This is a genomic window from Enterobacter sp. R-25, assembly GCF_049913205.1.
GTDB classification, from domain to species: domain Bacteria; phylum Pseudomonadota; class Gammaproteobacteria; order Enterobacterales; family Enterobacteriaceae; genus Enterobacter; species Enterobacter ludwigii.
The window spans coordinates 1,803,649-1,829,163 of the sequence record NZ_CP183982.1; the positions used below are offsets into that span (position 1 = coordinate 1,803,649).

31 protein-coding genes and 1 pseudogene are annotated in these 25,515 nt (G+C 50.5%); 17 read left to right on the plus strand and 15 right to left on the minus strand.

All coding sequences use genetic code 11. The features are described 5' to 3' along the window. Window positions 1–47: 47 nt before the first annotated feature. From potD to potA, 4 genes are read right to left on the minus strand one after another with little or no spacing between them, the layout of a single operon-like run. Window positions 48–1,082, minus strand: a complete 1,035-nt coding sequence (gene potD / locus ACN9MQ_RS08555; protein WP_047744357.1) for a spermidine/putrescine ABC transporter substrate-binding protein PotD — start codon at window positions 1,080–1,082, stop codon at window positions 48–50. Further along, window positions 1,079–1,870, minus strand: coding sequence for a spermidine/putrescine ABC transporter permease PotC (gene potC, locus ACN9MQ_RS08560; RefSeq protein ID WP_014169603.1), 792 nt, complete (start codon window positions 1,868–1,870; stop codon window positions 1,079–1,081). Before potC ends, potD begins: the two co-directional genes overlap by 4 nt. After that, window positions 1,867–2,724 carry a spermidine/putrescine ABC transporter permease PotB gene (gene potB / locus ACN9MQ_RS08565; protein WP_020884651.1) on the minus strand — a complete coding sequence of 286 codons (858 nt, stop codon included), beginning with the start codon at window positions 2,722–2,724 and terminating at the stop codon, window positions 1,867–1,869. Before potB ends, potC begins: the two co-directional genes overlap by 4 nt. Beyond that, a complete protein-coding gene (gene potA, locus ACN9MQ_RS08570; protein ID WP_337275739.1) occupies window positions 2,708–3,859 on the minus strand; it encodes a spermidine/putrescine ABC transporter ATP-binding protein PotA in 1,152 nt (383 codons plus the stop codon). Before potA ends, potB begins: the two co-directional genes overlap by 17 nt. 233 nt (window positions 3,860–4,092) lie before the next feature. On the opposite strand from potA, the gene pepT reads away from it, so the two are divergent. Together pepT and tnpA are read left to right on the plus strand one after the other, a co-directional pair. Beyond that, window positions 4,093–5,316, plus strand: coding sequence for a peptidase T (gene pepT / locus ACN9MQ_RS08575; RefSeq protein WP_073395923.1), 1,224 nt, complete (start codon window positions 4,093–4,095; stop codon window positions 5,314–5,316). Between the two features lie 171 nt (window positions 5,317–5,487). Further along, window positions 5,488–5,922 (plus strand): IS200/IS605 family transposase, encoded by a 435-nt coding sequence (gene tnpA, locus ACN9MQ_RS08580; RefSeq protein WP_041162689.1) that lies wholly within the window; start codon window positions 5,488–5,490, stop codon window positions 5,920–5,922. 82 nt (window positions 5,923–6,004) lie between these two features. On the opposite strand, the gene ACN9MQ_RS08585 is transcribed toward tnpA, so the two are convergent. The 8 genes from ACN9MQ_RS08585 to ACN9MQ_RS08620 all read right to left on the minus strand — a co-directional run bounded on the left by ACN9MQ_RS08585 (window position 6,005) and on the right by ACN9MQ_RS08620 (window position 13,630). Then, window positions 6,005–7,126 carry a cupin domain-containing protein gene (locus tag ACN9MQ_RS08585; protein ID WP_032677894.1) on the minus strand — a complete coding sequence of 374 codons (1,122 nt, stop codon included), beginning with the start codon at window positions 7,124–7,126 and terminating at the stop codon, window positions 6,005–6,007. A 91-nt stretch (window positions 7,127–7,217) separates the two neighbouring features. Next, the gene (phoQ, locus tag ACN9MQ_RS08590) at window positions 7,218–8,681 is read right to left on the minus strand and encodes a two-component system sensor histidine kinase PhoQ (RefSeq protein ID WP_032677895.1); all 1,464 of its coding nucleotides are present in this window, start codon (window positions 8,679–8,681) and stop codon (window positions 7,218–7,220) included. Further along, window positions 8,682–9,353, minus strand: a complete 672-nt coding sequence (gene phoP, locus ACN9MQ_RS08595) for a two-component system response regulator PhoP (protein WP_032670531.1) — start codon at window positions 9,351–9,353, stop codon at window positions 8,682–8,684. A gap of 73 nt (window positions 9,354–9,426) precedes the next feature. Beyond that, on the minus strand, window positions 9,427–10,713 hold the full coding sequence (locus ACN9MQ_RS08600) for an Arm DNA-binding domain-containing protein (protein WP_426262729.1): 1,287 nt from the start codon (window positions 10,711–10,713) through the stop codon (window positions 9,427–9,429). Then, a complete protein-coding gene (xisR, locus tag ACN9MQ_RS08605; RefSeq protein ID WP_010429804.1) occupies window positions 10,713–10,928 on the minus strand; it encodes an excisionase family protein in 216 nt (71 codons plus the stop codon). The genes ACN9MQ_RS08600 and xisR overlap by 1 nt, the downstream gene beginning before the upstream one ends. A gap of 85 nt (window positions 10,929–11,013) precedes the next feature. Beyond that, window positions 11,014–11,295: a DUF4060 family protein gene (locus ACN9MQ_RS08610; protein ID WP_422710189.1), complete on the minus strand. Its 282-nt coding sequence runs from the start codon at window positions 11,293–11,295 to the stop codon at window positions 11,014–11,016. Next, window positions 11,216–13,135 (minus strand): exodeoxyribonuclease VIII, encoded by a 1,920-nt coding sequence (locus ACN9MQ_RS08615; RefSeq protein WP_251884996.1) that lies wholly within the window; start codon window positions 13,133–13,135, stop codon window positions 11,216–11,218. The genes ACN9MQ_RS08610 and ACN9MQ_RS08615 overlap by 80 nt, the downstream gene beginning before the upstream one ends. A 222-nt stretch (window positions 13,136–13,357) precedes the next feature. After that, window positions 13,358–13,630, minus strand: coding sequence for a hypothetical protein (locus ACN9MQ_RS08620; RefSeq protein WP_251884995.1), 273 nt, complete (start codon window positions 13,628–13,630; stop codon window positions 13,358–13,360). 460 nt (window positions 13,631–14,090) lie between these two features. On the opposite strand from ACN9MQ_RS08620, the gene ACN9MQ_RS08625 reads away from it, so the two are divergent. Together ACN9MQ_RS08625 and ACN9MQ_RS08630 are read left to right on the plus strand one after the other, a co-directional pair. After that, window positions 14,091–14,594 (plus strand): hypothetical protein, encoded by a 504-nt coding sequence (locus tag ACN9MQ_RS08625; RefSeq protein WP_251884994.1) that lies wholly within the window; start codon window positions 14,091–14,093, stop codon window positions 14,592–14,594. A 120-nt stretch (window positions 14,595–14,714) separates the two neighbouring features. Further along, window positions 14,715–14,969 carry a hypothetical protein gene (locus ACN9MQ_RS08630; protein ID WP_251884993.1) on the plus strand — a complete coding sequence of 85 codons (255 nt, stop codon included), beginning with the start codon at window positions 14,715–14,717 and terminating at the stop codon, window positions 14,967–14,969. Window positions 14,970–15,407: 438 nt separating this feature from the next. Here ACN9MQ_RS08630 and ACN9MQ_RS08635 read toward each other — a convergent pair whose 3' ends face one another. Next, window positions 15,408–15,803 (minus strand): hypothetical protein, encoded by a 396-nt coding sequence (locus ACN9MQ_RS08635; RefSeq protein ID WP_044158267.1) that lies wholly within the window; start codon window positions 15,801–15,803, stop codon window positions 15,408–15,410. Window positions 15,804–15,897: 94 nt separating this feature from the next. On the opposite strand from ACN9MQ_RS08635, the gene ACN9MQ_RS08640 reads away from it, so the two are divergent. From ACN9MQ_RS08640 to ACN9MQ_RS08655, 4 genes are read left to right on the plus strand one after another with little or no spacing between them, the layout of a single operon-like run. Continuing rightward, window positions 15,898–16,155, plus strand: a complete 258-nt coding sequence (locus ACN9MQ_RS08640) for a transcriptional regulator (RefSeq protein ID WP_426262693.1) — start codon at window positions 15,898–15,900, stop codon at window positions 16,153–16,155. Beyond that, window positions 16,155–16,604 (plus strand): toxin YdaT family protein, encoded by a 450-nt coding sequence (locus tag ACN9MQ_RS08645; protein ID WP_426262694.1) that lies wholly within the window; start codon window positions 16,155–16,157, stop codon window positions 16,602–16,604. The genes ACN9MQ_RS08640 and ACN9MQ_RS08645 overlap by 1 nt, the downstream gene beginning before the upstream one ends. A gap of 16 nt (window positions 16,605–16,620) precedes the next feature. Further along, a complete protein-coding gene (locus ACN9MQ_RS08650) occupies window positions 16,621–16,878 on the plus strand; it encodes a DUF4222 domain-containing protein (protein WP_420278083.1) in 258 nt (85 codons plus the stop codon). Then, window positions 16,875–17,837, plus strand: coding sequence for a helix-turn-helix domain-containing protein (locus ACN9MQ_RS08655; protein ID WP_426262695.1), 963 nt, complete (start codon window positions 16,875–16,877; stop codon window positions 17,835–17,837). The genes ACN9MQ_RS08650 and ACN9MQ_RS08655 overlap by 4 nt, the downstream gene beginning before the upstream one ends. A 158-nt stretch (window positions 17,838–17,995) precedes the next feature. Here ACN9MQ_RS08655 and ACN9MQ_RS08660 read toward each other — a convergent pair whose 3' ends face one another. Both ACN9MQ_RS08660 and ACN9MQ_RS08665 read right to left on the minus strand, forming a co-directional pair. Then, window positions 17,996–18,394, minus strand: coding sequence for a hypothetical protein (locus tag ACN9MQ_RS08660; protein WP_426262696.1), 399 nt, complete (start codon window positions 18,392–18,394; stop codon window positions 17,996–17,998). Then, window positions 18,391–19,773: a hypothetical protein gene (locus ACN9MQ_RS08665; RefSeq protein ID WP_426262697.1), complete on the minus strand. Its 1,383-nt coding sequence runs from the start codon at window positions 19,771–19,773 to the stop codon at window positions 18,391–18,393. The genes ACN9MQ_RS08660 and ACN9MQ_RS08665 overlap by 4 nt, the downstream gene beginning before the upstream one ends. Before the next feature lie 468 nt (window positions 19,774–20,241). Here ACN9MQ_RS08665 and ACN9MQ_RS08670 point away from each other — a divergent pair, with 468 nt between their 5' ends. The 9 genes and pseudogenes from ACN9MQ_RS08670 to ACN9MQ_RS08710 all read left to right on the plus strand — a co-directional run bounded on the left by ACN9MQ_RS08670 (window position 20,242) and on the right by ACN9MQ_RS08710 (window position 25,320). Continuing rightward, complete coding sequence (locus ACN9MQ_RS08670) at window positions 20,242–20,460, plus strand: hypothetical protein (RefSeq protein ID WP_426262698.1); 219 nt, start codon at window positions 20,242–20,244, stop codon at window positions 20,458–20,460. A gap of 144 nt (window positions 20,461–20,604) precedes the next feature. Next, entirely contained in the window at window positions 20,605–20,901 is a 297-nt protein-coding gene (locus ACN9MQ_RS08675) for a Ref family recombination enhancement nuclease (protein WP_426262699.1), read from the plus strand. Continuing rightward, window positions 20,894–22,417 (plus strand): annotated as a pseudogene (locus ACN9MQ_RS08680) (DNA cytosine methyltransferase); the annotation flags it as partial. The gene ACN9MQ_RS08675 and the pseudogene ACN9MQ_RS08680, both read left to right, overlap by 8 nt. A gap of 1 nt (window position 22,418) precedes the next feature. Continuing rightward, window positions 22,419–22,775: a RusA family crossover junction endodeoxyribonuclease gene (locus ACN9MQ_RS08685; RefSeq protein ID WP_426262700.1), complete on the plus strand. Its 357-nt coding sequence runs from the start codon at window positions 22,419–22,421 to the stop codon at window positions 22,773–22,775. Further along, on the plus strand, window positions 22,772–23,377 hold the full coding sequence (locus ACN9MQ_RS08690) for a hypothetical protein (protein ID WP_426262701.1): 606 nt from the start codon (window positions 22,772–22,774) through the stop codon (window positions 23,375–23,377). The genes ACN9MQ_RS08685 and ACN9MQ_RS08690 overlap by 4 nt, the downstream gene beginning before the upstream one ends. Before the next feature lie 342 nt (window positions 23,378–23,719). Continuing rightward, a complete protein-coding gene (locus tag ACN9MQ_RS08695) occupies window positions 23,720–24,124 on the plus strand; it encodes a putative holin (protein ID WP_047056281.1) in 405 nt (134 codons plus the stop codon). After that, complete coding sequence (locus tag ACN9MQ_RS08700; RefSeq protein ID WP_331704393.1) at window positions 24,121–24,417, plus strand: phage holin family protein; 297 nt, start codon at window positions 24,121–24,123, stop codon at window positions 24,415–24,417. Before ACN9MQ_RS08695 ends, ACN9MQ_RS08700 begins: the two co-directional genes overlap by 4 nt. Beyond that, entirely contained in the window at window positions 24,414–25,043 is a 630-nt protein-coding gene (locus ACN9MQ_RS08705) for a glycoside hydrolase family 19 protein (protein ID WP_426262702.1), read from the plus strand. Before ACN9MQ_RS08700 ends, ACN9MQ_RS08705 begins: the two co-directional genes overlap by 4 nt. Before the next feature lie 7 nt (window positions 25,044–25,050). Next, window positions 25,051–25,320 (plus strand): hypothetical protein, encoded by a 270-nt coding sequence (locus tag ACN9MQ_RS08710; RefSeq protein WP_426262703.1) that lies wholly within the window; start codon window positions 25,051–25,053, stop codon window positions 25,318–25,320. The last annotated feature ends 195 nt before the right edge of the window (window positions 25,321–25,515 follow it).

Consider the following 25,515-nt stretch of genomic DNA (forward strand, 5'->3'; position numbering starts at 1 on the left):
TCGTTCCTCACTCCGCTAAGACGGAGTGAGGAAGAAAGCCTGGCCGCTTACCGGCCCGCTTTTAATTTCTGGTAATACTCTTCATAGATGCGGCTTGCGTCACCGACATCGTTTTGCCACTCGCCTTTACTGATGGTTTGCGCATCCGGATAGAGCGATGTGTCGTTCGCGACGGCCGGGCTGAGCAGCTTACGCGCGGCGAGGTTCGGGGTGGGATAACCAATGGTCTCCGCAACCTGTTTCGCGACGTCCGGGCGCAGCAGGAAGTTAATCAGCTTCAGGGCACCGTCAACGTTCTTCGCGTTTGCAGGAATAGAGAGGCTATCCATCCAGAAGATCCCGCCTTCTTTCGGCCACACTACCTCCAGCGGCGTACCGGCCTGACGGGCAACATACGCGGAGCCGTTCCACACCATGCCCAGATTCACTTCGCCTTCCATATACGGGTTTGCCGGGTTATCAGAGTTGAATGCCGCCACGTTAGGCATCAGCTTTTTCAGCTCGTTATAGGCCGCTTCAATCTCTTTCGGGTCCGTCGTATTGCCTGAGTAGCCGAGCTTACGCAGCGCTACCTGGAACACTTCGCGCGCGTCGTCGGTTAACAGCAGGCTGCCTTTGTATTCCGGTTTCCACAGATCGGCCCAGCTTGTAACGGTTTTCGGATCGATAGCCTCGCTGTTGACCCCAATGGCGGTTGCGCCCCAGATGTAAGGAATGGAGTAGTCGTTATTCGGGTCAAACGGCTTATTGAGCATCTCCGGATCGAGATTGTTGAAGTGTGTGAGCTTCGTTTTATCGATCTTCTGAATCATGCCCTCTTTGCGCATTTTATCGACGAAATAGGTCGACGGGACGACCAGATCGTACGCGCCTTCTTTGTAAGTTTTGAGCTTGGCGTACATGGTTTCATTCGACTCATAGGTAGAATAGATAACCTTGATGCCCGTCTCTTTCGTGAACTGCTCCAGCAGGCCAGGTGGCACATACTCGGTCCAGTTATAGAAATAGAGCGTTTTGCTGTCATCAGCGTGCGCGGCACCCATTCCGAGCACCAGTGCCGCAGCGGCAAGCATTTTTTTCATTTCATTGTCCCCTGAGATTTTGTTTTATCACGAGCAATAACCTGGCTGGCAATCACCAGCACCAGCGAGAACACTAACAGTATGGTCGCCAGCGCGTTCACCTCGGGCGAGACGCCGACTTTCACCATTGAATAGATCTTCAATGGCAGAATTTCATAACTCGGGCCGGTGACGAAGGAGGAGACCACCACATCGTCCATCGACAGGGTAAAACTCAGCAGCCATCCGGCAGCAACAGCGGGCATCGCCAGCGGCAGGATGATTTTGCGCAGAATGGTCATCTCACTGGCACCCAGATCTTTTGCGGCTTCCAGCATGCGCACGTCAAACCCTTTCAGGCGTGCGAAGACGGTGACCACCACAAACGGCAGGCAGAAAGTGATGTGGGAGAACAGCAGTGACCAGAAGCCCAACTGGACGCCCAGCAGCATAAACAGCACCAGCAGCGAAATCGCCATGACGATATCCGGCGACATCATCACCACAAACAGCATCCCGCTGACGAACGGTTTACCCCGGAAGCGATAGCGGTAGAGCGCCACGGCGGTAAGCGAACCAATCAGCGTGGCGAAGGTGGCGGAGAAAATCGCCATCGTCAGGGAGTGCTGAGCAGCCTGCAGCAGGCTGTCGTTGTTCATCAGCAGGCTGTACCAGTTGGTAGTGAAACCTTGCCAGTTGATGCCGAAACGCGAGCTGTTAAACGAGTTCACGATCAAAATAATGATCGGAATATAAAGATACGCATAGATGGCGGTCATAAAACCGCCGCGAAGCAGTCGACCGATCATTCGAGTTCCACCTTTTTATTCAGTAATCGTGAAGCACGCCAGTAGATCAACAGCATCAGGCCCATCACCACCGTGAGCGTAATGCTGGTAGCGGAACCGAACGGCCAGTCGCGAATGTTCAGGAACTGGCTCTTAATCACGTTGCCGATAAGCAGGTTTTTCGCGCCGCCCATCAGGTCGGACACGTAGAACAAGCCCATTGCCGGCAGCATTACCAGCAGACAACCTGCAATGATGCCAGGCATGGTCAACGGAATGATAATCCGGATAAAGGTCTGCAGTTTGCTGGCGCCCAGGTCTCTCGCAGCTTCCAGCAGCGGTTTATCCAGCTTCTCAATGCTGGAGTAGAGCGGCATCACCATAAAGGGCAGCAGGATGTAGACCAGACCCACAATGACCGCACCCGGCGTAAACATGATGCGCACTGGCGTATCAATCACGCCCAGCCACAACAGGAACTCGTTCAGATAGCCTTTGGTGCTGAGGAAAATTTTCAGCCCGTAGATGCGGATCAGGGAGTTGGTCCAGAAAGGCACGATCAGCAAAAAGAGCAGCAGTGGACGCACTTTTTGCGGCAGACGCGCCAGAAACCATGCAAAGGGATAACCCAGCACCAGGCAGGCAACGGTGGCGATCAGCGCCATATTAAGCGAGTGCAACAGCACGTCAAAATAGAGCGGATCGAGCAGACGCGAGTAGTTGTCCAGCGTAAAGACCAGCTTTACGAAGTCAGTATCGTCGCGGGTCAGGAAGCTGGTGGCGATGATCATCAGGTTGGGTAAGAAGACAAACAACACAAGCCAACCGACGATAGTAGCAATCACCACATTCTGGAATTTACTTGTGTTCTTCATCAGCCAGTACAACCTCCCAGCTTTCTACCCAGTTGATAACCATTTTCTGGTCGAGGGAGTGGTCGAAATCAGGGTCGTCCTCATTAAAGAACTCGCTGACCATCACCATCTTACCGTTTTCCAGTTCGACGACAGACTCCAGCGTCATCCCTTTATAGTTGCGCTCCCGGATATAGCCAATCAGGCCCTCGGCATCAGTATTGCCGTGGATCTCTTCAACGCGCAGATCCTCCGGGCGCAGCAGGACGTTGAGCTTTTGCCCTTTTTCGACGGCGAAATTCACGGTGATATTGCACTCGCGGCCTTCTACGTTGGCCCGCACGCGCTGTTCGTCCAGGCGATCAATCACCGTGGCGTTGAAAATGTTGATCTCCCCAATGAAGCTGGCCACGAACAGGTTTTTCGGCTCTTCATAGATTTCACGTGGCGTGCCGTCCTGCTCGATTTTGCCGTCACGCATCACCACGATACGGTCCGACATGGTGAGTGCCTCTTCCTGATCGTGGGTAACGAAGACAAAGGTAATGCCGAGCTTGCGCTGCAGGGCTTTAAGCTCATTCTGCATCTGCTTGCGCAGTTTGTAGTCCAGCGCGGAAAGTGACTCATCCAGCAGGAGCAGACGCGGTTTATTGACCACAGCGCGGGCGATAGCAACGCGCTGCTGCTGGCCGCCGGAAAGCTGGTGTGGCTTACGCTGGGCAAATTCTTCCAGTTGCACCATGCGCAGCGCGTCGGTAACGCGAGCAGGGATCTCGCTGGCCGGTGTTTTTTGCATCCGCAGGCCAAATGCGACGTTCTCGAACACGGTCATGTGCGGAAACAGGGCATAGCTCTGAAAGACGGTATTCACGTGCCGCTCTTCGGCGGGGACCTGGGTGATATCCTGGTTTTCAAGGTGGATGTGACCGCTATCGACGTTTTCCAGTCCGGCGATAAGGCGCAGTACGGTTGTCTTGCCGCAGCCAGAGGGGCCAAGCAGCGTGAGGAACTCACCGTCATTGATGGTCAGGTTGAGCCCGGAAATAACATCTTTACCATCAAAACTTTTACGAATTCGTTCCAGTTGCACCAGCGGTGAACATGAACGGGATTGTGTATTCAATTTTTGCGCTGTCCCATATAGACGCTCCGGGATGCAGACCGAAGCGGGGTTTGTGTGTAACCACCTTGGTGACTCGTAATGAGGGCGGACATTCTACGGCAAACCACTGTAATCGCCAATCCTTGTCACTGATTCATAAGCTACATTTACTAACGGATACGATATAAACGGAAAATATTCTCGTTTGCGGGATAAAAGTGACCTGACGCAATATTTGCCTTTTGATGCTTATTGATAATGTTGTCACAAAAAGTGAGGGTGACTGCATGGATAAATTACTTGAGCGTTTTTTACAGTACGTTTCGCTGGATACCCAATCTAAACCGGGTGTCCGCCAGGTGCCAAGCACCGAAGGCCAGTGGAAGTTATTAAACCTGCTCAAAGAGCAGCTCGACGCCATGGGGCTGGTTAACGTCACGTTAAGCGAGAAAGGCACTGTGATGGGAACGCTGCCGGCGAATGTCTCCGGTGATATCCCGGCGATTGGCTTTATCTCCCATGTCGACACCTCTCCGGATTTTAGCGGTAAACATGTGAACCCGCAGATTGTTGAAAGCTACCGCGGCGGCGACATTGCGCTGGGGATTGGTGACGAAGTACTGTCGCCGGTGATGTTCCCGGTGCTGCACCAGCTGCTCGGTCAGACGCTCATCACCACCGACGGCAAAACGCTGCTGGGCGCCGATGACAAAGCGGGGATTGCCGAGATCATGACGGCGCTGGCGGTGCTGAAAGAGAAAAATATCCCGCACGGGGATATCCGTGTCGCCTTTACGCCGGATGAAGAGGTCGGCAAGGGGGCAAAACACTTCGACGTAGAGGCCTTTAACGCGAAGTGGGCCTACACCGTCGACGGTGGCGGCGTAGGGGAACTGGAGTTCGAGAATTTCAACGCGGCGTCCGTGACAATCAAAATCGTCGGAAACAACGTTCATCCTGGCTCCGCCAAAGGGGTCATGGTGAACGCGTTGTCGCTGGCGGCGCGTATTCATGCGGAAGTTCCGCCAGAAGAGAGCCCGGAACAGACCGACGGTTATGAAGGTTTTTATCACCTGACCAGCATTAAGGGCACCGTAGACAGTGCGCAGATGCACTACATCATTCGCGACTTTGACCGTAAAGCATTCGAAGCGCGTAAACGTAAGATGATGGAGATAGCCAAAAAGGTTGGTAAGGGCCTGCATCCGGATTGCTATATCGAGCTGATTATCGAAGACAGCTACTACAATATGCGCGAGAAAGTGATGGCGCATCCGCATATCCTCGATATCGCGCAGCAGGCAATGCGTGACTGTGATATTGAACCGCTGTTAAAACCGATTCGTGGCGGCACAGACGGTTCGCAGCTGTCGTTCATGGGGCTGCCTTGCCCGAATCTGTTTACCGGTGGCTACAACTATCACGGCAAGCACGAGTTCGTGACGCTGGAAGGTATGGAAAAAGCGGTGAAGGTGATTGTGCGAATTGCGGAGCTGACCGCGGCGCGGTAATGACAAAAAAAAGGCCGGGTCAGGCGAAGCCGCCCCCCGGCACGCTTTTCTTGTCATCCCTAAACCACCTCCTGGGGAGGTGGTGATTGTTCCTGTAAGGCTCTAGCCTGAAGAATGCCCATGTCGGAATATCTTTGCTTACTCACCACAAGTAAAAGGAGACAAACCGACATGGGGCTTTACAGGAGTTCATCACATGTATATTGGCGTTGCAAATACCACATAGTCTGGACGCCGAAGTACCGTTTCAGGATCCTGAAAGATAAGCTGGGTAAAGAACTTTACAGGACAATCTACATTCTCTGCGGAATCAAAGATTGTGAGGTTCTGGAGCTAAATGTTCAGCCAGATCATGTACATCTCGTTGTCATTGTCCCACCGAAAATTTCTATATCCACTCTGATGGGGCATCTGAAAGGCCGCAGCGCTATCAGGCTCTACAATCGTTTTCCGCACATAAGAAAGAAGCTATGGGGCAATCATTTTTGGTCCCGCGGATACTTTGTAGATACGGTGGGGGTAAATGAAGAAATAATCAGACGATATGTGCGGCATCAGGAGAAAACGGAACAGACACATGAACAGCAGATGGAATTGTTAGAGTAGTTAGTGGAAAGTGATAGTAGCCCCCCTTACAGGGGGCATTCTCAAAAGCCACCTTCTAAGAAGGTGGTCTTTTACTTACGGTTTAGTCCTCAAAGAACCAGTACCCGCTGTTCACCAGCGCGGCAAGCATCGCGAGGAAAGAGGGATCTTCCAGCGCATCGCCAAAGGTATCAGCCGTTAAGGTCAGGTGGCTGGCAATAGCCTCCAGCGCCGGACGGTGAGGGGAGTCCAGCTTCTCGCCGTTAACGAAAACATCTTCACCGATGCGCAGTACGCGCAACCCGCCCAGACGAACCAGTTTGTCGCCCTGCTGCAGTGCGTCATAAATCTCGTCGGCCTGGTATGGCGGCTCTGGCGGTGCCACATCCAGCTCATGGCGTGACTGGCTGATAAACTCACCAAACCACTGGCTGAAATGCGCCGGTTCATTGATCAAATCCAGCATCATGCCGCGAAGCTTGTCCAGTTCGGCTGGCACAATATCAGCCGGGTGCTCGCGTGCAGGCACATCCGGATCGCTGTAACGATGGCTGCCCAGTTCACGCTGCAGCACGTAGTCAGCAAAGCCGCTGATCATTTCGCGACCGCTTGGTGCGCGGAATCCGACGGAGTAGTTCAGCGAGTTTTCCAGCGAATACCCTTCGTGCGGGAACCCTGGTGGGATATAGAGAATATCACCCGGCTCCAGCTCTTCATCGATAATCCCTTCAAACGGATCGACCTGAAGCAGGTCCGGATGCGGGCAGTGCTGTTTCATCGGCACTTTGTCGCCCACGCGCCAGCGGCGGCGGCCTGTACCCTGAATGATGAACACGTCGTACTGGTCCAGATGCGGACCAACGCCCCCTCCTGGCACGGAGAAGGAGATCATCAGATCGTCCATTCGCCAGTCGGGCAGGGCGCGGAACGGACGCATTAACGCCGCAGTCGGTTCATGCCAGTGGTTAACCGCCTGAACCAGCAATGACCAGTTGTTTTCACCGAGGTGATCGTAGCTTTCGAAAGGACCGTGGCTGACCTGCCATTTCCCGTCCTGGTGGCTTACCAGGCGGCTGTCGACTTCGCTCTCCATGGCCAGGCCGGCCAGTTCGTCAGGGGAGAGGGGATCGACAAAATTGCTGAACCCGCGTTTAAGAACGACCGGGCGCTTCTGCCAGTAACGTTCAATAAATTCGGGCCAGTTAAGTGTTAAGTGATAATCCATATTTTTTTATTCCGCAGGCTCTTACTGACTCGGATTATAACGGAAGCACAGGAGCCTGGGTGCGAGATCCTCGCATTTTTCACATAACGGGTTAACTATCGTTCGATGTGGGCTGCTGGCGACCGAAAATGACCTCCATTCTGGCGCCTCCGAGTAAACTGTCTTCGGTTTCAATTTTTCCGTCGTACTGGTCGACGATTTCGCGTGCCACCGCTAACCCAACCCCCTGGCCGGGGCGTAACGTATCCGCACGCTGACCGCGGTCGAATACCACATCACGTTTATTGCGTGGGATCCCCGGGCCATCATCCTCAACGATAATATGCAATTCGTTATCCGTCTGACGCGCGGAAACTTCCACGAATTCCAGGCAATATTTACAGGCGTTATCCAGCAAATTGCCCATCACTTCCATGAAATCATTTTGTTCACCAACAAAGCTGATTTCGGGAGAGATATCGAGGCTGATATTGACCCCTTTGCGCTGGTAAACCTTGTTGAGCGCGGAGGTGAGGTTATCCAGAAGCGGTGCCACAGGATGCAGTTCGCGGCTCAATAACGCGCTGCCGGAACGCATGCTGGCACGGTGCAGATAGTAACCAATTTGCTGAGAAATACGGCTGATCTGTTCCAGCATCACCGGCTCGGCGTCATCAACGCTCAGCTTTGAGCTGCGCATCGAACGCAGGGTACTTTGCATCACCGCCAGCGGCGTTTTCAGGCTATGCGTGAGGTCGGTGAGGGTGGTGCGGTATTTATCATAGCGCTCACGTTCGCTTTTCAGCAGACGGTTGAGGTTACGCACCAGGCTTGTCAGCTCGCGGGTAGTCTCCGGGTTGAGCTTCTCACGATGATGTTCTTCCAGCTCGCGCACCTCTCTCGCCAGCGATTCGATGGGGCGTAAACTCCACCACGCGGCGAGCCACAGCAGCGGGATTACCAGCAGCAGATTCGCGGCCAGAACATAGACGAACCAGTTCCATACCATATAAGAACGTTTAAGCTCGACCGGGATGGTATCGACCACCACGATGGTTAACTGCGGCATGTTCATCGTGGCCGGGTAGAGGTTAATCGCCACGGAGTGCGTCATTTCTGTTTCGGCATCGTCTGCGCGGATCTCATTCAGCTTTTGCTGCAGGGACCGGTCCTCGCGCAGCAGCGAGCTGGTGGTGTTCAGATCGGCTTCAAGTTCGTGGAAACCATTGGTCTTAAGCCATTCCGGACGAATACTTTTAACCAGCCATGGGATATCGCGTTGTGCCCAAAGTAGTTTTCCCTTTTCGTTATAAATCAGGGCCAGCGTCGGGCTTTGCTGGTTAAGGTTTTCCGGCATTTCGACGGTGATCGTGTTGTTTTCCCATTTCGCCAGGGTATAAAACAGGTTGCTTTCACCACGCAACAGCCGAAAAGTTGTTTTATCAAAACTGACGCTGTAGCCCACCAGAGCCACCATGCCGTAGGAGAGGGATAACACCAGCACGACGGCGGCTGTTGCCAGTAAAAAGCGAACCCGCAGCGAGAGGGGCAGAATATGACGCAAGATCCCTTTCATTTAGCGTATTTCGAACAGATAACCCTGACCACGGACGGTCGTGATCACGTCCTGCGGGTACTCCGCCTGAATTTTCTTGCGCAGACGTCCCATCAACACATCAATCGTGTGGCTCTCACGCAGCTCGGCATCCGGATAAAGCTGAAGCATTAAGGAGTCTTTGCTCACCACTTTGCCGCTGTTGCGGATTAACGTTTCCATGATGGTGTATTCGAACGCGGTCAGCTTAATGACTTCATTATTGATCGAGAATTCACGACGGGAGAGATCAACCTGGAAAGGGGGAATCGAAATCACCTGGGAGGCCAGGCCGCTGTTGCGGCGTAGCAGTGCCTGCATGCGTGCCGCCACTTCTTCGATGTGAAACGGCTTGGTGACGTAATCATCCGCGCCCGCGCTGAGCACTTCAACCTTGTCCTGCCAGCCTTCACGTGCGGTCAACACCAGAACCGGAAGGGAGACATCATGGCTGCGCCAGCGACGAATCAACGACAAACCGTCTTCATCAGGCAATCCGAGATCGACGATGGCGATGTCCGGCAGGTGCTCATTGAGATAATAATCGGCTTCTTTTGCATCTTCGGCATCGTCCACCTGATGTCCCATCTCCTGAAGCTGAACCTTCAGGTGATGGCGTAGCAATGCGTTATCCTCAACAACCAGTACGCGCATCATCTTTTCTCCCTATATGAATGGTATGAATAGTTTAACGCTGATTATGTAGTTTGAAACCAGCGTCATGAAATTAAATGACTTTTTTAATGTTCCCAATCCCTTGGGGGCGTCCTGGGGGCAAAGCTGTCGGCATCTGAGTGTTCAGCATGTTGACCTGGTCCTGGTTCATATCGCCGATCCACTTTGAATAAACCTCATACACCATACGCGCATCCTCATGTCCCATCTGGCTGGCGATAAAGGAAGGGTTAGCACCGGCCATAAGTGTCCAGCATGCATACGTGTGCCGAGACTGATAAGGATTTCTCTCACGTATACCAGAAAGTTTAGTGCCCCGTTTCCATCCATACGAAATCGAATTTTTGGAAAAAAAGCTCTCATTCACTGACGATTTCTTTTCAGGAGAAAATACAAAACGCAGATTTTGTTGCTCGGTTTTGCCGATCTCCCGGTGATGAAAAATGATTTGCTGCCTCGGGTTCTTGCCGGTGTTTTCGAACTGCTCCAGCAGCGCATCATGTGCAGGCTTAAGGAGTGTGATCGTTCTGATGCCAGCATCTGTTTTCGGCGGCACAAATACCCTTTTGTTCGTCAGGCTTCTTGATACATGAATCTCACCTTTTCTCAGATCGATGTCCTCCCACGCCAGAGCACAAATCTCGCCGGGCCTCATTCCCGTATGGACGGCTACAATGATGATCAAAGCCAGTTTTCGGGGAAGGGCGGCAATCAGTGCCTGGTACTCATGAAGTAGAAGCGGATCGGGGTCTGCCTTAGATAGCTTTAGCCTGGATACGCCCTCATAAGGAGCGTGTAATATAAACTGACTTCGATTCGCAAGCTTCAGCATTTCTGATAAAACCGCCATCTGTTTATTTACTGTTGAGGGCGCGCGCCCCTTTTTAACCAGGTTTGGCATTGAAGGGTTTAATATGCAGCCGGTCAGCAGCTCTTTGCGGTAATTCAGAACATCGGCATACTGAATATCAGCCAAAGGAGTATTTTCCCCCACGACACGCTTCAGGGTGTTAATTGCAGATGTGAGTGAATGTAGCGTAGCCGCTGACACCTCCAGTGCCTTTGTATCTAAGTAGAAGTCGCTCAGTTCTCTAAATGTGGTGATCCGCTTTGTTGATGAAAATTTTTTTAGAGCCTTTGATTCAGGGAAGCGTGCCGCGTAGTTGAACTGGCCTAACTGGATTTCACTCACGATGACCGCGCGAAGGTTTCCCGCCTTCTTGATATTGCTGCTGTTAACCATCCAGCCACGGAGAACTTCGCGGCAGCGAATGCCGCGATAGGTAAACGCAATCCTGATTTTCCCGTTATGGAGTTCGACGCCGGTTGGAAAGTTCATCATGCTTCCTGAATAAATCTATTAATCAGCGGAAAGTTGTACCAGACCAAAGCGCGTTTGCTTTCTCCACCGGGTACTGCGGGTACTCGCTTAAAATGAACCCCTTCAATCCAGCATCCAAGGCGATAAGCTTTTATTTGCCTGTCATCCAGCCCCGTTTTCTCAGTTAGCTTTCCCGCCACCATCCACTCTTCATCAAAAATGATTTGCGCCATGCTTAACTCCATGACGCCGCCACGATACCGTAGCGGCAGATAGTTTATTGATTGTCAAAAATCACCGTCCAAGGCCAGGGAGGCACTAGAGATGCCTGGCGCGGGTCATTGCCGTTGCCACGTAACTACGGGGGCGGTTAACAACCTCAACCGTAATTTTTCTCCCCTGGAACTTAATGGTGTAAAAAGTCTTTTTGTCGCTGCGACCATGCTCGCCATATCTCTCAAAATGGCATTTGAGCGCGGCGGCGCATGCTGGCCCGCCGATACTGTCTCCCTTGCTGCGGTTAATCAGACGCACAGGAGCCTTCCTGATGGTTGATAACGCTGCGGGCAAGCCCGGCGGCCATAGCCGGTAATTCCTCATACTGATTGCAATATGCCGGGTTGGAACATAAGCCCTGCAGCGCAGCAATGGTCAGCTGTTGTAGGTAGGTGACAGACGAAATCGGAGCGTTTTTTTCAGGTGCTGGTTCGGGCTCGTTTTTCGACTTTGCAGTAACTGCGGGCGGATCGAGCACGACAGATTTTGGTGGTTCAGGACGGCGGTACTCTACGATCGCATCAAGCGCTACTTTCTGACGAACGCTGATATCGTCAGACCACTTTTCGAGAATCGTAGTGGCAACGTCCTGCACTTCTTCATCACTGAAATCGGGTGACAGACAAAATTCAGTCGTTGTGATGTCTACAATCAGTAGCGGGAAAAGATGCACAATGTCTTTACCCGTGGTGGTGATGAGATATTCGATTTCGTCTTTATCAACGATATTTGTGCGCCCTGACACTAGCTCGTTTAGTGCATGGGCGATTTCAATCTCGCGATCATTTAATGCTGGTGGCACTTCCTGTTTTTCACCCTCATTTGAGGGAGGGGTATTTAACAACGCATCGACAGAGAAGACTCCGCCGCCCAGGTTCTCCACCCGCGGCTGATCACTGGCTTGCTCTTCTGGTGCTGAGTTAGGGGCGAATGCATCGTTGAGTTCTTTGTCGAGTTTCGCGGCTTTGCCAGGGCAAACTACTGGTAACTCTGTTTCGCCCGGTACAGTCGGTTTGGTTTCATCATGGGAAGCGTTCTTTTTAATGATTTGTGGCATTGGAGAAGAGGACCTGCCACAGGCAATATCGACGATAAGCGGATCAGGGTTAGCATGATCTGATTCTGTCATGACGCGATTGAAGTATTCGCGATGCTTGACACGGTCTTTCCAAATGCCTTCAGGTGCTGTCTTAACCATTGCAATAATCATCGCTCGCGAAATGTCCATTCCACCGGGCGTAGAGATAACCATGCGATACCAGGCCTCGTACTCCTCATTAGTACCTGACAGGCGAATAGTTTCGGCCTGTTGGTAAAGGGAGGGGGGCACGGAGTAAATGTTGAATTCTTGCTTGCGCGCTTTAATACCCAAGGCAATCTCGTTACCCAGACTATCTTTGCTGTGCTTGAAATTACGGTCTGTAGGCGCGCCCGTGCAAAGACGCGCGCCAGAATCAGTGCGAATAATTTCCACTTTTTCACTTACAGTGCTGGAGGCCTGAGGACGCTTATCATCAGGAATGTCAATCCATTTGGCGATCTGCTTTTTAATGTCCGGCCATTGAGCAGACTCTTTTGTGTTCTCACGTAGCCACGCGAGTAACTGCTCCTGCCGTCCTGGTGCTAATGCCAGCGCGCGGGTTTCTTTCCCCAGAGCTTCTGCCAGTTCGCGGGCATAACTTGATTCATCATCATTCAGCAGATCGACGATCTGGCCGTATTGGGCCGTAGTGATGCCAGGGACCGGGCCGAACAGTGCCAGGCAAGCTGCTCGGGATGCCTGGTCGAGCCGCGCAACAGTTTTAATTTCTTCCTGTGCCTTGTTTTCCTCCCAGTCTGATTTTTCATCACTTTCTGGCTGTGGTGCCGCAGCTGGTTCACCGGCATTCACATTCCATACAGCCACGCTGTCGAAAAACTCAGGTGAGAAAACATCAAGGTCAGGGCAGGGAAGATCTTCGCGGTGCTCCCAGATTTTGACCTTAAAGTAATCATCGATATGTTCAGGCTGTTCGGCCGCCAGCTTACCGAAAATAACGGCTTCTGCGATAGCTTTTGTAGAAGCATTAACAGCAGTGGCGAGGGGTTTTAAACTCGGATGTTTTTTTAATGCTTTATCTTTCGGGAAATAAGCTCCGCCAAATACTTTTAACTCAACAGACATAAGAACCTCTATTAATATTTGAAAGATGATTTTGAATGAAACGGTTTGCGTTGGCCGCGCTTTATCATTTTTAAAACGTCTCGCCTTTCTCTTTTTTCATTGCATTGCTCGCACGAATAAATCGTGCGCTTATACGGATATATCTCCGTTTCCCTTTCATGCATTTCCGATTTTTTGTATTCATGACAACAAACAGCGCAATGACAAATGATGTCATCCATATCAGTTCAGATACTGGCGCTTGTGGTCGTAATAGGACATGCCGCAGGCGTTCTGCGCTGGAGTGAAATCCATAGACAGCAAGCTAATGTTCTTAACAGCGCAACCGGGGCAATGAAATTCGCCGAGCACATAGCCGCCATCAAGCACAACGGTTACAGGGCCAGAAGCTGGCAAATGAACCACGCCCGAAATTGCACCATTAATATTAAATGTCGCAATTTCTTTATTTACGATTGCCAGTCTCAATTCTACGGTAGTAATAGTTGCTTTCATTTTATGATCCTTAATTTAAGGTGTGAAAATTCCTGCCGTTTAAGGCATGGTTTTTAATCGTATATAATTAAATGACAGTCAGGTTATTGCGCTTTTATCGACTCTATCAACCTTCAGAGTTCAGGGTTGCCTTTTTGAGCCAGCAAATAACAAAGTTGCCGAAGTTTTATTTCAAACCAGTTAAGGCGGACTGCCTGTTGCCGTGAAGGTTGACGATTAAAGTCTGTCATAATGAATCCCTTATTAAGATTATTAACAGCCATCTACAATTTTCGATTGCCCACAACTGGAAGCACACTCCGCCAGCTAACAAACCAATCCCCATTAGTGAAAGGGTGGAATGAGCTTCCATGTTGTGCGCCTGTCTTTTCACCACATCAGGCTCGGTGGATCCTGCTATTCCCCAACAACAAGGATTCAGGTAATCTGGATATCCCCAAAAACAAAAAGAGTATTGAAAGTGATCGCTGAATTATCAGCGGCAATGGCCGCGCTTAAAGAAACCGCTGGGCTTGTGAAAGTAATTAGCTCTGCAAAGACTGATGCAGAGATAAAAGCGGCAACCTTTGAACTTCAAAGCAAATTAATCACACTTCAATCCGACTGCTTTACTCTTGGCGATGCTGTTCGCTCGCGCGACGAAGAGTTAATGCATCTCAAAGCAAAAATTGCAGAGTTCGAAGATTTTAAAGCCCAGACTGAAGGTTATGTTCTCAACAAGCTTGAATCGGGTACGCTTGTTTACACCAAGAACCAAACCGTGGGAGATACAGAGGTAGCAGTGCATCTTTGCCCAAACTGTCATTCCAAGCGTGTAATATCGATGCTTCAACCTACTGGCGACACAGCGTACGACGCTCACACAGGTAAATATTTTTACCAAAGTCGTTGTCATTGCTGCAGCTCCCTTTACTCAATGAACAGGTCTGATTACAAACCGGTAGATATGGTTTATGTCTGTTAGAGATATCCAGATTGTTAAAGAGCAAAGCGTCCTAAGGGGCGCTTTTTTGTCGCCTGTCTTTTCACCACTTCAGGCTCGGTGGTACTCTGGTCGCTCTCACACAGCCAGAAGGAAGCTTTCATGCGCGGAGTCGTCGTACATCATGAGCACCGCATTGGTTACATCGTTATCCGTGACCCAATCGGAGAATTCACGGTCGCCGAACTGCTCGGTGGTTATGACGTCGAGAAGGGACACGTAATATCCGGTAATCTCCACAGTCTTGGCGGTGAAACTTTTTACAATGAAACGGAGAATGAAGAGCTCGATGTCATTGTTCAGAATCACGGCATGTCTGAGCAGCAGTCGATTCAGATGATCCGAAATACTCGTTGATCCATTTGCGAAATAGAGCGCAACTTTTCAGCGTTCCGTTGCAGTATTCGACGGAGATAACTTGGCCTTGTGTTAAATGAGGCTTAATCTCTTCGTTGATCTGCAACCCTCGTTTGGCTGCCAACTCCAGACGCGCAATCTTTTCGAATAGAGCTTCTAACTTCTTATCCATTGGCTTTCTCCATTTCGCACTGGCGAATCATCCCAGTCTTCATATTCCCCGGGCAGCTACTTCGTGGGCATCTTGCCTGTTCGCTTTTTTTTACCCTTATCGCCGGGTAGGCGGAACGTTTACTGATTACTGCGTGTTTTGTTGGCTTAAGTTTATATGCAAATAAACATACATGTAAAGTTAATAGTAAACAGCAAGGCGTGAAAATTTGGATGTGGTTGTATTGTGAGGAAAAAAAAGACCGCAACAGGCGGTCTTTGGAGGAGTTAGTCTATCTCTAGGTCTTTCAGCATCTGAAGGATTTCTTGTTTGGACTTACCTTTCAGCCTTGCCTTGAGCTCATTGTCTATAGAGTTTACTTGGGCTCTGAGGTTTACCATGTGCTGCTCTTTTTCCCATTCAGCAAGGCTGTCGAAAAGGTCAAGCAATTCTTCATGGCGCGCATCAAACGGGCGAGGGGATTTTATCTCTTCACCCATTGGTTCTTCATCAAGATAACCAGGAGCCATGCCGTAATCTCGTTCAATACGGCGCGCAGCTCTCTCGCCGAACGACGCTTTGCCGTTGATCAGCTGTGAAAGGTAGCTCTTCTCTTTCTCCGGCAATGTTCTGCTAGAAAACCATGCCGCTAGGCGCTTACGCCTGATTTCTTTTGTGTCCATGCAGTCATTTTGATTAGTAATTTCTAAACAAGCAAAAACTTGACATTAATGTTTAGCGGTTTATAAACTTACAACTCAACACACAGGAGCAATTATGCAACTCAATGACTTTTTGAAAGCCGGTGGGCCAAGGACCCGCAAGGCCCTGGAGCAACACCTAGGGATATCGAAATCTTACCTCTCCCAACTTGCAACGGGGCGGGCTGCTATTTCGCCAAGTCGATGCATCGTTATCGAAACCTTCACCGATGGAAAGGTATCTCGATCTGATATGCGGCCAAGCGATTGGGCTGAAATTTGGCCTGATTACAAGCCAAAAAATAGCACAACAGCTCAGGAGGATACTGACTGATGGAAATCAAAAAACTGGCATATGAACTGGAGTCGTGGGCTCAGGAAAAGGGATGGAAGACAGTCACCCAGCTGATAACTCCGCATCATTTTGGCGATCTGCTTCAGCCATTGGATAACGTGACGGACCCTGACGAGTATGCGCGCCGACTGCACAACAACAAGCAGATCATTCAGCGGGCATTTCGGAAAGATACCCCGAACTACCTTAAACAGGCGCAAGCGCTGAGCTATGCCATCCGCACCGCCATTGATAACGAACTGAAGCAGAAAGACTGCATGCTCTACCGGGCTGCCAGGGTTAACAAAGAGTGTATCGAAGCCACCAACGCGGTCTTCACCGGCAAACCGCAACCGGTAATCAGGCGAGAAACCCTGGAAGCGATAGACGCGCTGGCGCAGCTGGTGGGCGTAAAGGTTCAAATCATGAACAGCCATCGGGCTGCATAACGTTCTGGAGGCAACTATGCGTACTTCTCAGGAATTAGCGAGCGCACTGGCAGAGCGCATGAAAAACGCAATGAATAACCGACCCGCTCAGGAGCCAGTGGATCGCCGCGGTGAAATCATTCCAGGGAAGCGATACCGCGACGAACGCGGGCGCATGGTGACTGTTTTACGTGCATCCCAGCTTCGCGTGTCATATCGCCGGGAGGGGCACGCCGGCGTTAGTGAAACAGGGCGCCGAGAGTTTGAAATTAAGTTCACTGAGGTGAAGTCGTGAGCGTGAAATTATCTTCCTGGGTGTGGGACGGTTGTGCCGCACAAGGTGTCAAGGGCATAAAACTGCTGGTTATGGCTCGCCTGGCCGATTTTAGCTCGGATGAGGGTGTGTGCTGGCCGTCTGTTGCCACCATTTCCCGCCAGCTTGGGGCCGGGCGAAGTACTGTGATAACTGCGATAACCCAGCTTGAGGCAGACGGATGGTTAACCCGTACCGAACGTCGAAACGGCCAGCGCAGCGGCACTAATTTATACACGCTGAATGCTGAAAAATTACGCACGGCGGCAGCATATTTTCAGAGTTCAGATTCTGAACGTTCAAAATCTGGACACCAATTAAACAAGGGGTTAGCCAACCCTGATGATTCAGATTCTGAACATTCAGGTTCTGAACGTTCAAATCCCGAACGTTCAGAAAACGCGAATAAACAGGGTTCTCAGGGTTCAGAATCTGGACACGATCCGTCAGTAACTACAGATCCATCATTAAAACAGATCTCTTCGTCCGGAAATTCTGACGAATCTCCAGACGGCGAAGATTCAGCCAAAAAAATACCGGCCGCGAAAAAATGGGGCACACCAGAAGATCATCAATGCGCAAGCTGGATATTTTCCAGGATCCGAACTCTGTATGAACAAGCAGCCGAAACCGATGGTGAAGTTGCTCGCCCCAGAGAACCAAACTGGAACGCATGGGCAAACGAGATCCGGCTGATGCGCACTATCGACGGGCGCACACACCGCCAGATTTGCGACATGTTCAGGCGAGTCCAGAGCGACCCGTTCTGGTGCCGAAACGTGCTAAGCCCAGCGAAGTTGCGTGAAAAATGGGATGACCTGGTACTGAAACTGGCACCTGTCGCTCATAGCGGAGTAATGCGCAGTTCCTTTGACGATGAATACTACAAAAACGATAATGAGGTCGCAGCCAGCGCGGGTTTTAGGGTCAGACCTGAATAAAATGAATCAGGAGAATATTTTATTTGAGATAATCAAATTATGATTAAAATTTTAGTGGCAAGAAGGCAGGTAAGCCTGCCTTTCTTACCTGATATAATGGTCTCATACACCATGAGCGTAAACCTGAACATGACATATGCATAATTAATAAAAATATTTTATGGCGTTTTACAGTAAACCTGACCTTTCTTGATTTCGCCAGGCCAGGATGTCCAGGGTTTATGAACATATTCGGCTACGACACGCTGACATTCCCTCCAGAGGATATCATCTCCATCAGTGCGAACAGTGCTAATACATGCCTGGCTTGGCCATACATCCCGGAGACGTGAATGGGTTACGGAGGTTGCTTCGATAATAGCGACACTCGGGACAATATTGACTTTAGCATTTGGGTCGATAACCCTGATGCTTGTTTCAAGATTTTCCTTGATCGTATTCCATTGTTGAACGGATACTTCATCCTGCATGACACATACCGGATAAGTAGCAACGCTGCTACATCCCACGAGAAATGTGGTTATCATGAGAGTGATGCTGGAATAAGCGTTCATCATTTTTCCAGAAACTCCTGGAGTGACTTCATGGTTTCGGATGCCACGTCGGACTGCAATTCAAGTTTATTAAGTTCCTGCATCGCTATTTCTTCAAAAAACTGAGGTTTAAGATATTCATCCATTTTCATTGAGATTACACTCAGAATATAAATCTGATCTGAGTTGTCGGTAAAACGCAGCGTTGTTCCTGTTGATTCATCGGAAACGGAAGATGAATTGGTTGAACTGTTTGCCCCTGCACCTACTGACCAGGGCCCAAAACTAAATCCTGCGTTACCAGAAGCTTTACGCCAGTCTTGAAATGAATCATACGCTTCGCTTGTCGTTTCAATTTCAATAGTTAAGCCTCTACCGATAACAGCGCTGACTGGTATAAGATTCAACGTACCCCTGGGACCCCAGAACTCTTCCTTATCGACATAATCCGTATACGTTAACAGGCCTTCGTCATACCATGCCCCACGCTGTATTTGAACCGGAATCATGCGTTTGAAAATGAATCTTAATTTTTGCGTTCCCTTTCTTAAATGATCTTCTACATGCCCACCGCTTGCACTTCCGCCACAACTGAAAAAACCATATGAGAAAGAACCACCAGCGGACCAGGAGGAGTCATAATGCTCAGAATGGAATGAACTTGATGTGATTTCTATAGTTTGTGGGGCATCCTTATTGAAGAAATCTTCCCATTTCATTCCGGGTTCAAGATTGGTTCTTAAAAAAGGTGTCCATGTATCAGGTAAGGCTAAGTCATCTTCAGACAAAGGGAGGTTTATAATTTCTCTGGCATTCATTTCACAATTGAATAGCGCGGTTGTAACTCTGGTCAAAGCCGGGTAAGCGGATTGTTTTGATTGTAGCGCTCCATACTTAGCCATCGTGTCTTTTTGAAGCAATGTTTTTTTTGGTGTGAAACCTTCAGGACAATAATTGGCATCCCATGTTTGCCTCGAAAGCCCGGGGTTGTTTCTTTTTTCCAATGCCCAGTCAGCATTCGCATCTCTGACGAAAATATTTAAGGCGCTTTGTGCTTTTGTATATATTTTTTGAAGCCTTTCAATCTCATCATAATCAACAGGGGCACTCATTCGTTTTGTCATTTCGACAAGCAGTGTTTGAAGGTATTGAATATATCCCTTCTGGACTGATTTGTTACTCTGCGTATATGCGGTCTGGTTTAAATTATGATACGCAGGTTGGTTATCACCCAAAAGCAATTTTCGGGTTAAGGCGAGTGCGGGATTGATACCAGTTATTGTAAGTGGCCGGAAGATAGTGGGAGACTGAACAATAAGTGGCGTACCAGGGGAGCCTGACATTTGTTCAAATTGCTTTGTCAGTGCGGACCATGCAGAGTCACTGGTTTCAAAAATAGACATAGCATACCTCCGAAATTACATGTGGAAATTCCTGGCTGAATGGATGAGCTTTACTACGTATACACATGACAAAGGATAACTGCTAAAAAAATAACCTCTCTAACAGGAAAGTAGTATTTTTTTGACGGAATCTAAAGGGTAATAACGCTTAGTAATTACGCGTTCAACCATTTTGTATTTGAAGTGAAGATTACATTTGTTGATGGTTCAGGAGGTGAAGATAACGTTCTGCTAAGGGACACATGGCGCATTTCCATGGCTGCATACCATACACTGATTGGTGGCCGGTTATCTGAGAGATTGTAACTGATTCCTGCGCCTTGATAGCCGATCGGTTAGACAGAACAATTTCTGCAAATTGCTCTGTCTAACCTATAAAACGTCTGGTTAGCGGAGCCTTTGATGAATCAGTGTGCAGGGAATAAAGGACCGCTCCCGTAAGGGGAAGACCAACTTAGGGATATACCCATGAAACTAAATGAATTTGTCGCCGGATTAACTGAAGATGGTTTGCTTGTTTTATGTCTGTCTGATGGCGAAATAACCGACTATTTGGTAACCAGTACTACTTTGCACACACTGATACGCCGGGAAGGCAACACACTATCGGCCCGGGCTCTTACTGCGGATGAGAGGATAATCAACATAAACTCCCTCCAGGAAGTACTCAAGGTTCTCAAGCCGTAAGGGTTGATTTATAATAATCAAACGGGCTGAACACCCACTGATTACTGCGCCAACCTGAGGAATCAAAATGGCGCAGAGCATTACCCCAAATCACCTTCACCGCACGATTACGCGCGGTGTTTCTGCTCGTGCTGGTGGTCCAGCATGAAGAAAGCAGATAGCCTCCATCTTTCGCGTGTGGCCGCAATGGGCTGCATCGTGTGCAGAAATCAGAACCTGGGCGAAACGCCTGCGGAAATCCACCACATCCGAACCGGGCAGGGCACAAGCCAGCGCGCTGAACATCGTAAATCAATTCCCCTTTGCCATATGCACCATCGCAACGGCGGTTATGGTGTGGCTATTCATGCTGGCCGTCGTGCCTGGGAAATGAAGCACGGCACCGAAGCAGAGCTGCTGGTGCAGGTTCTCTATTTGCTGGGAGAGCCTGCAGATGAATAAGCCAGTCAGTTACGGCTCAGTATGCAGCGGCATCGAGGCCGCCAGCGTGGCATGGCATTGTCTGGGCTGGCGCCCTGCATGGTTCGCTGAGATAGAAAAATTCCCCTCCGCTGTTCTGGCGTACCGATGGCCGGATGTTACCAATCTGGGCGACATGACCCAAATCGCCGCGGCAATCCGTGCCGGAAAAATTGACGCGCCCGATGTGCTGGTGGGGGGAACCCCTTGCCAGGCGTTCAGCGTTGCGGGGTTACGTAATGGACTGGCTGACGAACGCGGCCAGTTAACTTTGGCTTTTGTGGATCTGGTAAATGCTATCGATGAAAAACGAAGCGAACAGGGAAAATCACCTGTCATCGTCGTCTGGGAAAACGTACCCGGAGTATTCAGCAGCAAAGATAACGCTTTCGGATGTTTTCTTGCAGGGCTTGCCGGCGAAAGCTGCGCGCTGGAATCACCAGGGAAGCGATGGGCAAACGCTGGTTATGTGCTTGGACCAGAAAGAGCTATTGCCTGGCGAGTGCTCGACGCTCAATTTTTCGGAGTGGCCCAACGACGCAGACGTGTGTTTGTTGTCGCAACAGCTCGAGGGGATATCGATCCCGCAAAAATTCTTTTTGAGTCCAAAGGCCTGCGCCGGAATTCTCCGCCGCGCAGAGAAACGACGGAAATCGTTGCCGCCCTTACTGCGCGAGGCGTTGGAACATGTGGCGCAGACGACAACCAGGCACAAGCCGGCCATCTTCAGGCAGTAGTTGGCACAATTGCCGCTCATTCATTTACTGGCGGAGCGGGTGGTAGACCGGAAGGGGCCGCGGCTGGACATTACATCGCCGTAGGAGCTTTTCGCATGAGGGCGTTTGGCGAATACGTGAATGATGGAACAGGTTCAACATGTAAAGCCCGGGACCATAAAGACGCAACCGATTTGGCCGTTATGTCGGTGCACGGAACTCAGGACCCCGACATACTGAAAAACATAGCCCATACGCTGGGGCGCAATCATGGTCAGGAAAATGCGGTTATCGCATTCAGCTCTAAGGATAGTGGACACGATGCCTCCAGCGAAATTTCACCAACACTCCGTGCCGGCAACAGCGTACATGGAAACCAAAATGCTGGATCTCCTCCCGCAGTCGCTTACGCCTTCAAAGCTGGGCAGGGCGCAAAAGCCCATGGAATAGGTTATGCATGCGAACAGGCACCTACGCTTACCAGCGCAAATAGCGGAAGCAATCTGGCTCCTGCAATAATGCAAAATATGGCAGTTCGCCGCCTAACCCCTGTCGAATGCGAGCGCCTGCAGGGATTCACTGATAATCACACGCTGATCCCGACACAAAAACGTAAGCAGCTCACCGCTGAAGAATACGCCTACCTTCGCCACCACCGGCCGGAACTGACTGCAGAACAGGCTTTCCGCCTGGCCGCCGATGGTCCTCGCTATAAAGCGATCGGCAATTCAATGGCGGTACCGGTTATGCGCTGGATTGGTTCCCGCATACAGGAGGCGCTGCATGCCTAAATACATCATCACCCCTGTCGGAAAACCCCGCATGACACGACGTGATAAATGGAAGCAGCGGCCACCTGTGATGCGCTATCGCATGTTTTGCGATGAAGCACGTCTGCATGGCATCCGGGTGCCGGAGAACGGCGCTCATATTACGTTCGTTTTGCCGATGCCACAGAGCTGGAGTAAGAAAAAACGCGCTGCGATGGACGGCCAGCCACATATGGTAAAGCCAGACCTGGACAATCTCACTAAATCGCTACTGGATGCCTTGTTTGAGGATGATTCCCACATTTGGGACGCCCGGACATCAAAAGTATGGGGCGAAATCGGAATGATAATTATCGAGGACATAAAATGACACCACGCCAGAAACGCCAGTATTTAGAGGGGCTGGGAAAAACCGCAATGGCTCCACGCAAGAGCTGGCTGGGAAAAAGCATTCTCCTTACCGATGTGCAGTCCGGGTGGGTTAAATCGCTACTGACCGTATGGGGAGAATGTGTACGCGGTGGCACTGCCCCGGCGAAACCGTGTGGCCATTCATGCTGGAATGTCCTCAGGGGTAAGAACTGGTCCGACAAAGCGCTTGAGCGTTTTACCGTGGCGTTGAACAAGGCGAGAGAAGAAGGTTTCCGTGGTGAGGCTGCACTGAGACGCGCGCGCTTGATACTCTGGCCTGAGCCAACGGTCAGGGTAATCGACGAGGCTATGAATAGCGATGACGCTGAATTTATGGAGGACGTAGTGCTGCAGGCGTTCGATTTGAAGGATCCGGTTTATATCGTTGGACGCCAGTATTACACCACGCGCAAAAAAATCGCGGACATCACCAGAGAACTTCAGACCCTGGCGCCATGGCTGACTGATAACGAGGCCAGAAAGCGGGTGCGCTGGTGCCTGGAGATATTCAGGGCGAAGGTTTTTCTGGCAGCGCGGAATAGCCTGAGAGGTGATTCATGATCAAGCTGTTTTTAGCAAAAAGTGCTGTTATAAAGATTGCATGTTGAAAACGGACCAGAAAATCAGATAATCCATTCATGCTTGGCAGAGCTGCGCCACGATGGCAGCGATGTAAAGCGACAATTTGAAAAAACTCTAAACCCCGCCAGTCGGGGTTTTTTGTTATCCGGCGATACGACAGGGGTATTCGCGAAGGTGCACTGCACCAGTACCCCTGTCATATCGTCGATCCCACCTGATTTAATCGATCCAAAACATCATCTTTGAAGGCTGCCATCTGGTGGCCTTTTTTCATTCCCCTCAAATTTTCTGAGAGGATTCACAGCAATAAGAGGGGGCTCAATGTCCGCAGAACCAATAACTGCAACGGTAACGGCGGGCGTGGCTGCTGGCACAACCGGAATTACATTCGCCACGCTTTTTCCAGAGGCTACGCCTGCTGTTATGGTCTGCTCCCTCGCAGGGGCGGCGCTTTATATCCTCAGCTCTGAGGATCACAAAATCTGGAAGCAGATTCTTTTTGCTCTCATCTCCTTTATCGGTGGCATTTACTGTGCCGGTACTGCTTCAGAAATTATCGCCGCCCTTATCAACGCCGGACTAAATCAGCTTAGTCCGCCAGTAACAATCAAAGTATCGCCCGCGATTGGCGCACTGGCGGCATCTACTGTTTCCGTGACTATTCTGCTGCGCATTCTTGCCCGCTCAAAAACAGGCAATCTGCCCGGCGTGAAGGGGGAAGAATGACGTGGCTGCTGCAGAACTATCCGTGGCTATTGCTTCACCTTAATGCACTGGCCTGCATCATGATTTCGTTCCGCCTGATGTTCTTCCGTAAGCGCAGTATGCGTAGACGCCGAATTATGGAGCTGCTGGCGTATGGGCTAATTCTGGCCCCGGCATACACCGCCTTTCGTATCTGGCACGGTGATTATGTCCAGGTCGATTACGGAGAAATACTCATCAACGTTGTTGTCTGTGTCGCTATCTGGCGTGCGGGCGGCAATATCGCTCGTATAACTGGAGAGAGCACAACGTGAACCAAGCACAATTTCAAAAGGCGGCTGGTATAAGCGCCGGACTGGCTGCACGCTGGTTTCCACAAATAGACAAGGTAATGAAGGAATACGGCATTACCGCACCGCTCGATCAGGCCATGTTTATCGCTCAGATGGGCCATGAGTCTGGAGGATTTACCCGGCTGGTGGAGAGTCTGAATTATGCGGCTGAAAACTTAGTGCCCACATTCGGCAGGCACCGAATCACTTCCCGGCAGGCTGCCGCACTTGGCAGAACGGCAACACAACCGGCCAACCAGAAAGCGATAGCTAATCTGGTATACGGCGGTGAGTGGGGCAAAAAGAAACTGGGTAATCAGGTTGCTGGTGATGGCTGGAAATATCGCGGCCGGGGACTTAAGCAAATTACCGGTCTGAGCAACTATCGCAGCTGCGGCCAGGCGCTAAAGCTTGACCTGGTGGCGCACCCAGAATTGCTTGAGGTTGATGAGTACGCCGCCCGTTCCGCTGCGTGGTTTTATGTGTCCCGCGGTTGCCTGCTTCACTCCGGCGATGTTGAGCGCGTTACGCTGCTTATTAACGGCGGCAGTAAAGGCCTGGATAAACGCCGCGAGCTATTTAGCCTGGCGAAATCAGTGCTGGTGTGAGGTCACTATGGGATTTGAAACTTTAATAGGCATTGCTGCAGCAGTCATAGCTGCCATAGCTGGTGCTTTCGGCTTGGGCCATATCCGCGGCACCAGCAAAGCAGAAGCAAAAGCAGATCAGCAGCGCACCGAAGATAATGCAGCGGCAACGGTCGCAGCAGTAGAACGCCGGGTAGGGACAACTAAAGGAGCCAGCAATGTACAGCAGACTGTTAACCATATGTCTGGCGACGATGTTGATCGCGAGTTGCGGGATAACTGGACCCGTAAAGGTTGAGGTAGTGGACACGGCTTGCGACTGGGTTAAACCCATCTACGGCATGGCTCAAGATTGGGATGTGCTGGATAAGCAGACGAAGAAAGACATCTTGGCGCATAACAAAGCGTGGAAAATAAATTGTGAACGGTGATAAAAGGGAAGAAAGAAAGATTATTTCAAAACTAAGCCAGTGAGGTATGATTGCCAAGATTC

Bases quoted from the DNA above. Each gene is read 5' to 3' on its own strand.
- pepT (WP_073395923.1), top strand. From the start codon at position 4,093: ATGGATAAATTACTTGAGCGTTTTTTACAGTACGTTTCGCTGGATACC.
- phoQ (WP_032677895.1), bottom strand. From the start codon at position 8,681: ATGAAAGGGATCTTGCGTCATATTCTGCCCCTCTCGCTGCGGGTTCGC.
- ACN9MQ_RS08710 (WP_426262703.1), top strand. From the start codon at position 25,051: ATGGGATTTGAAACTTTAATAGGCATTGCTGCAGCAGTCATAGCTGCC.
- ACN9MQ_RS08620 (WP_251884995.1), bottom strand. From the start codon at position 13,630: ATGAAAGCAACTATTACTACCGTAGAATTGAGACTGGCAATCGTAAAT.
- ACN9MQ_RS08615 (WP_251884996.1), bottom strand. From the start codon at position 13,135: ATGTCTGTTGAGTTAAAAGTATTTGGCGGAGCTTATTTCCCGAAAGAT.
- ACN9MQ_RS08685 (WP_426262700.1), top strand. From the start codon at position 22,419: ATGCCTAAATACATCATCACCCCTGTCGGAAAACCCCGCATGACACGA.
- phoP (WP_032670531.1), bottom strand. From the start codon at position 9,353: ATGCGCGTACTGGTTGTTGAGGATAACGCATTGCTACGCCATCACCTG.
- ACN9MQ_RS08640 (WP_426262693.1), top strand. From the start codon at position 15,898: ATGCAACTCAATGACTTTTTGAAAGCCGGTGGGCCAAGGACCCGCAAG.
- ACN9MQ_RS08610 (WP_422710189.1), bottom strand. From the start codon at position 11,295: ATGAGGAATTACCGGCTATGGCCGCCGGGCTTGCCCGCAGCGTTATCA.
- ACN9MQ_RS08660 (WP_426262696.1), bottom strand. From the start codon at position 18,394: ATGATGAACGCTTATTCCAGCATCACTCTCATGATAACCACATTTCTC.
- ACN9MQ_RS08665 (WP_426262697.1), bottom strand. From the start codon at position 19,773: ATGTCTATTTTTGAAACCAGTGACTCTGCATGGTCCGCACTGACAAAG.
- ACN9MQ_RS08585 (WP_032677894.1), bottom strand. From the start codon at position 7,126: ATGGATTATCACTTAACACTTAACTGGCCCGAATTTATTGAACGTTAC.
- potD (WP_047744357.1), bottom strand. From the start codon at position 1,082: ATGAAAAAAATGCTTGCCGCTGCGGCACTGGTGCTCGGAATGGGTGCC.
- ACN9MQ_RS08670 (WP_426262698.1), top strand. From the start codon at position 20,242: ATGAAACTAAATGAATTTGTCGCCGGATTAACTGAAGATGGTTTGCTT.
- potC (WP_014169603.1), bottom strand. From the start codon at position 1,870: ATGATCGGTCGACTGCTTCGCGGCGGTTTTATGACCGCCATCTATGCG.
- ACN9MQ_RS08635 (WP_044158267.1), bottom strand. From the start codon at position 15,803: ATGGACACAAAAGAAATCAGGCGTAAGCGCCTAGCGGCATGGTTTTCT.
- ACN9MQ_RS08630 (WP_251884993.1), top strand. From the start codon at position 14,715: ATGCGCGGAGTCGTCGTACATCATGAGCACCGCATTGGTTACATCGTT.
- tnpA (WP_041162689.1), top strand. From the start codon at position 5,488: ATGGGGCTTTACAGGAGTTCATCACATGTATATTGGCGTTGCAAATAC.
- ACN9MQ_RS08600 (WP_426262729.1), bottom strand. From the start codon at position 10,713: ATGAACTTTCCAACCGGCGTCGAACTCCATAACGGGAAAATCAGGATT.
- ACN9MQ_RS08675 (WP_426262699.1), top strand. From the start codon at position 20,605: ATGAAGAAAGCAGATAGCCTCCATCTTTCGCGTGTGGCCGCAATGGGC.
- ACN9MQ_RS08690 (WP_426262701.1), top strand. From the start codon at position 22,772: ATGACACCACGCCAGAAACGCCAGTATTTAGAGGGGCTGGGAAAAACC.
- xisR (WP_010429804.1), bottom strand. From the start codon at position 10,928: ATGGCGCAAATCATTTTTGATGAAGAGTGGATGGTGGCGGGAAAGCTA.
- ACN9MQ_RS08695 (WP_047056281.1), top strand. From the start codon at position 23,720: ATGTCCGCAGAACCAATAACTGCAACGGTAACGGCGGGCGTGGCTGCT.
- potB (WP_020884651.1), bottom strand. From the start codon at position 2,724: ATGAAGAACACAAGTAAATTCCAGAATGTGGTGATTGCTACTATCGTC.
- ACN9MQ_RS08700 (WP_331704393.1), top strand. From the start codon at position 24,121: ATGACGTGGCTGCTGCAGAACTATCCGTGGCTATTGCTTCACCTTAAT.
- ACN9MQ_RS08645 (WP_426262694.1), top strand. From the start codon at position 16,155: ATGGAAATCAAAAAACTGGCATATGAACTGGAGTCGTGGGCTCAGGAA.
- ACN9MQ_RS08650 (WP_420278083.1), top strand. From the start codon at position 16,621: ATGCGTACTTCTCAGGAATTAGCGAGCGCACTGGCAGAGCGCATGAAA.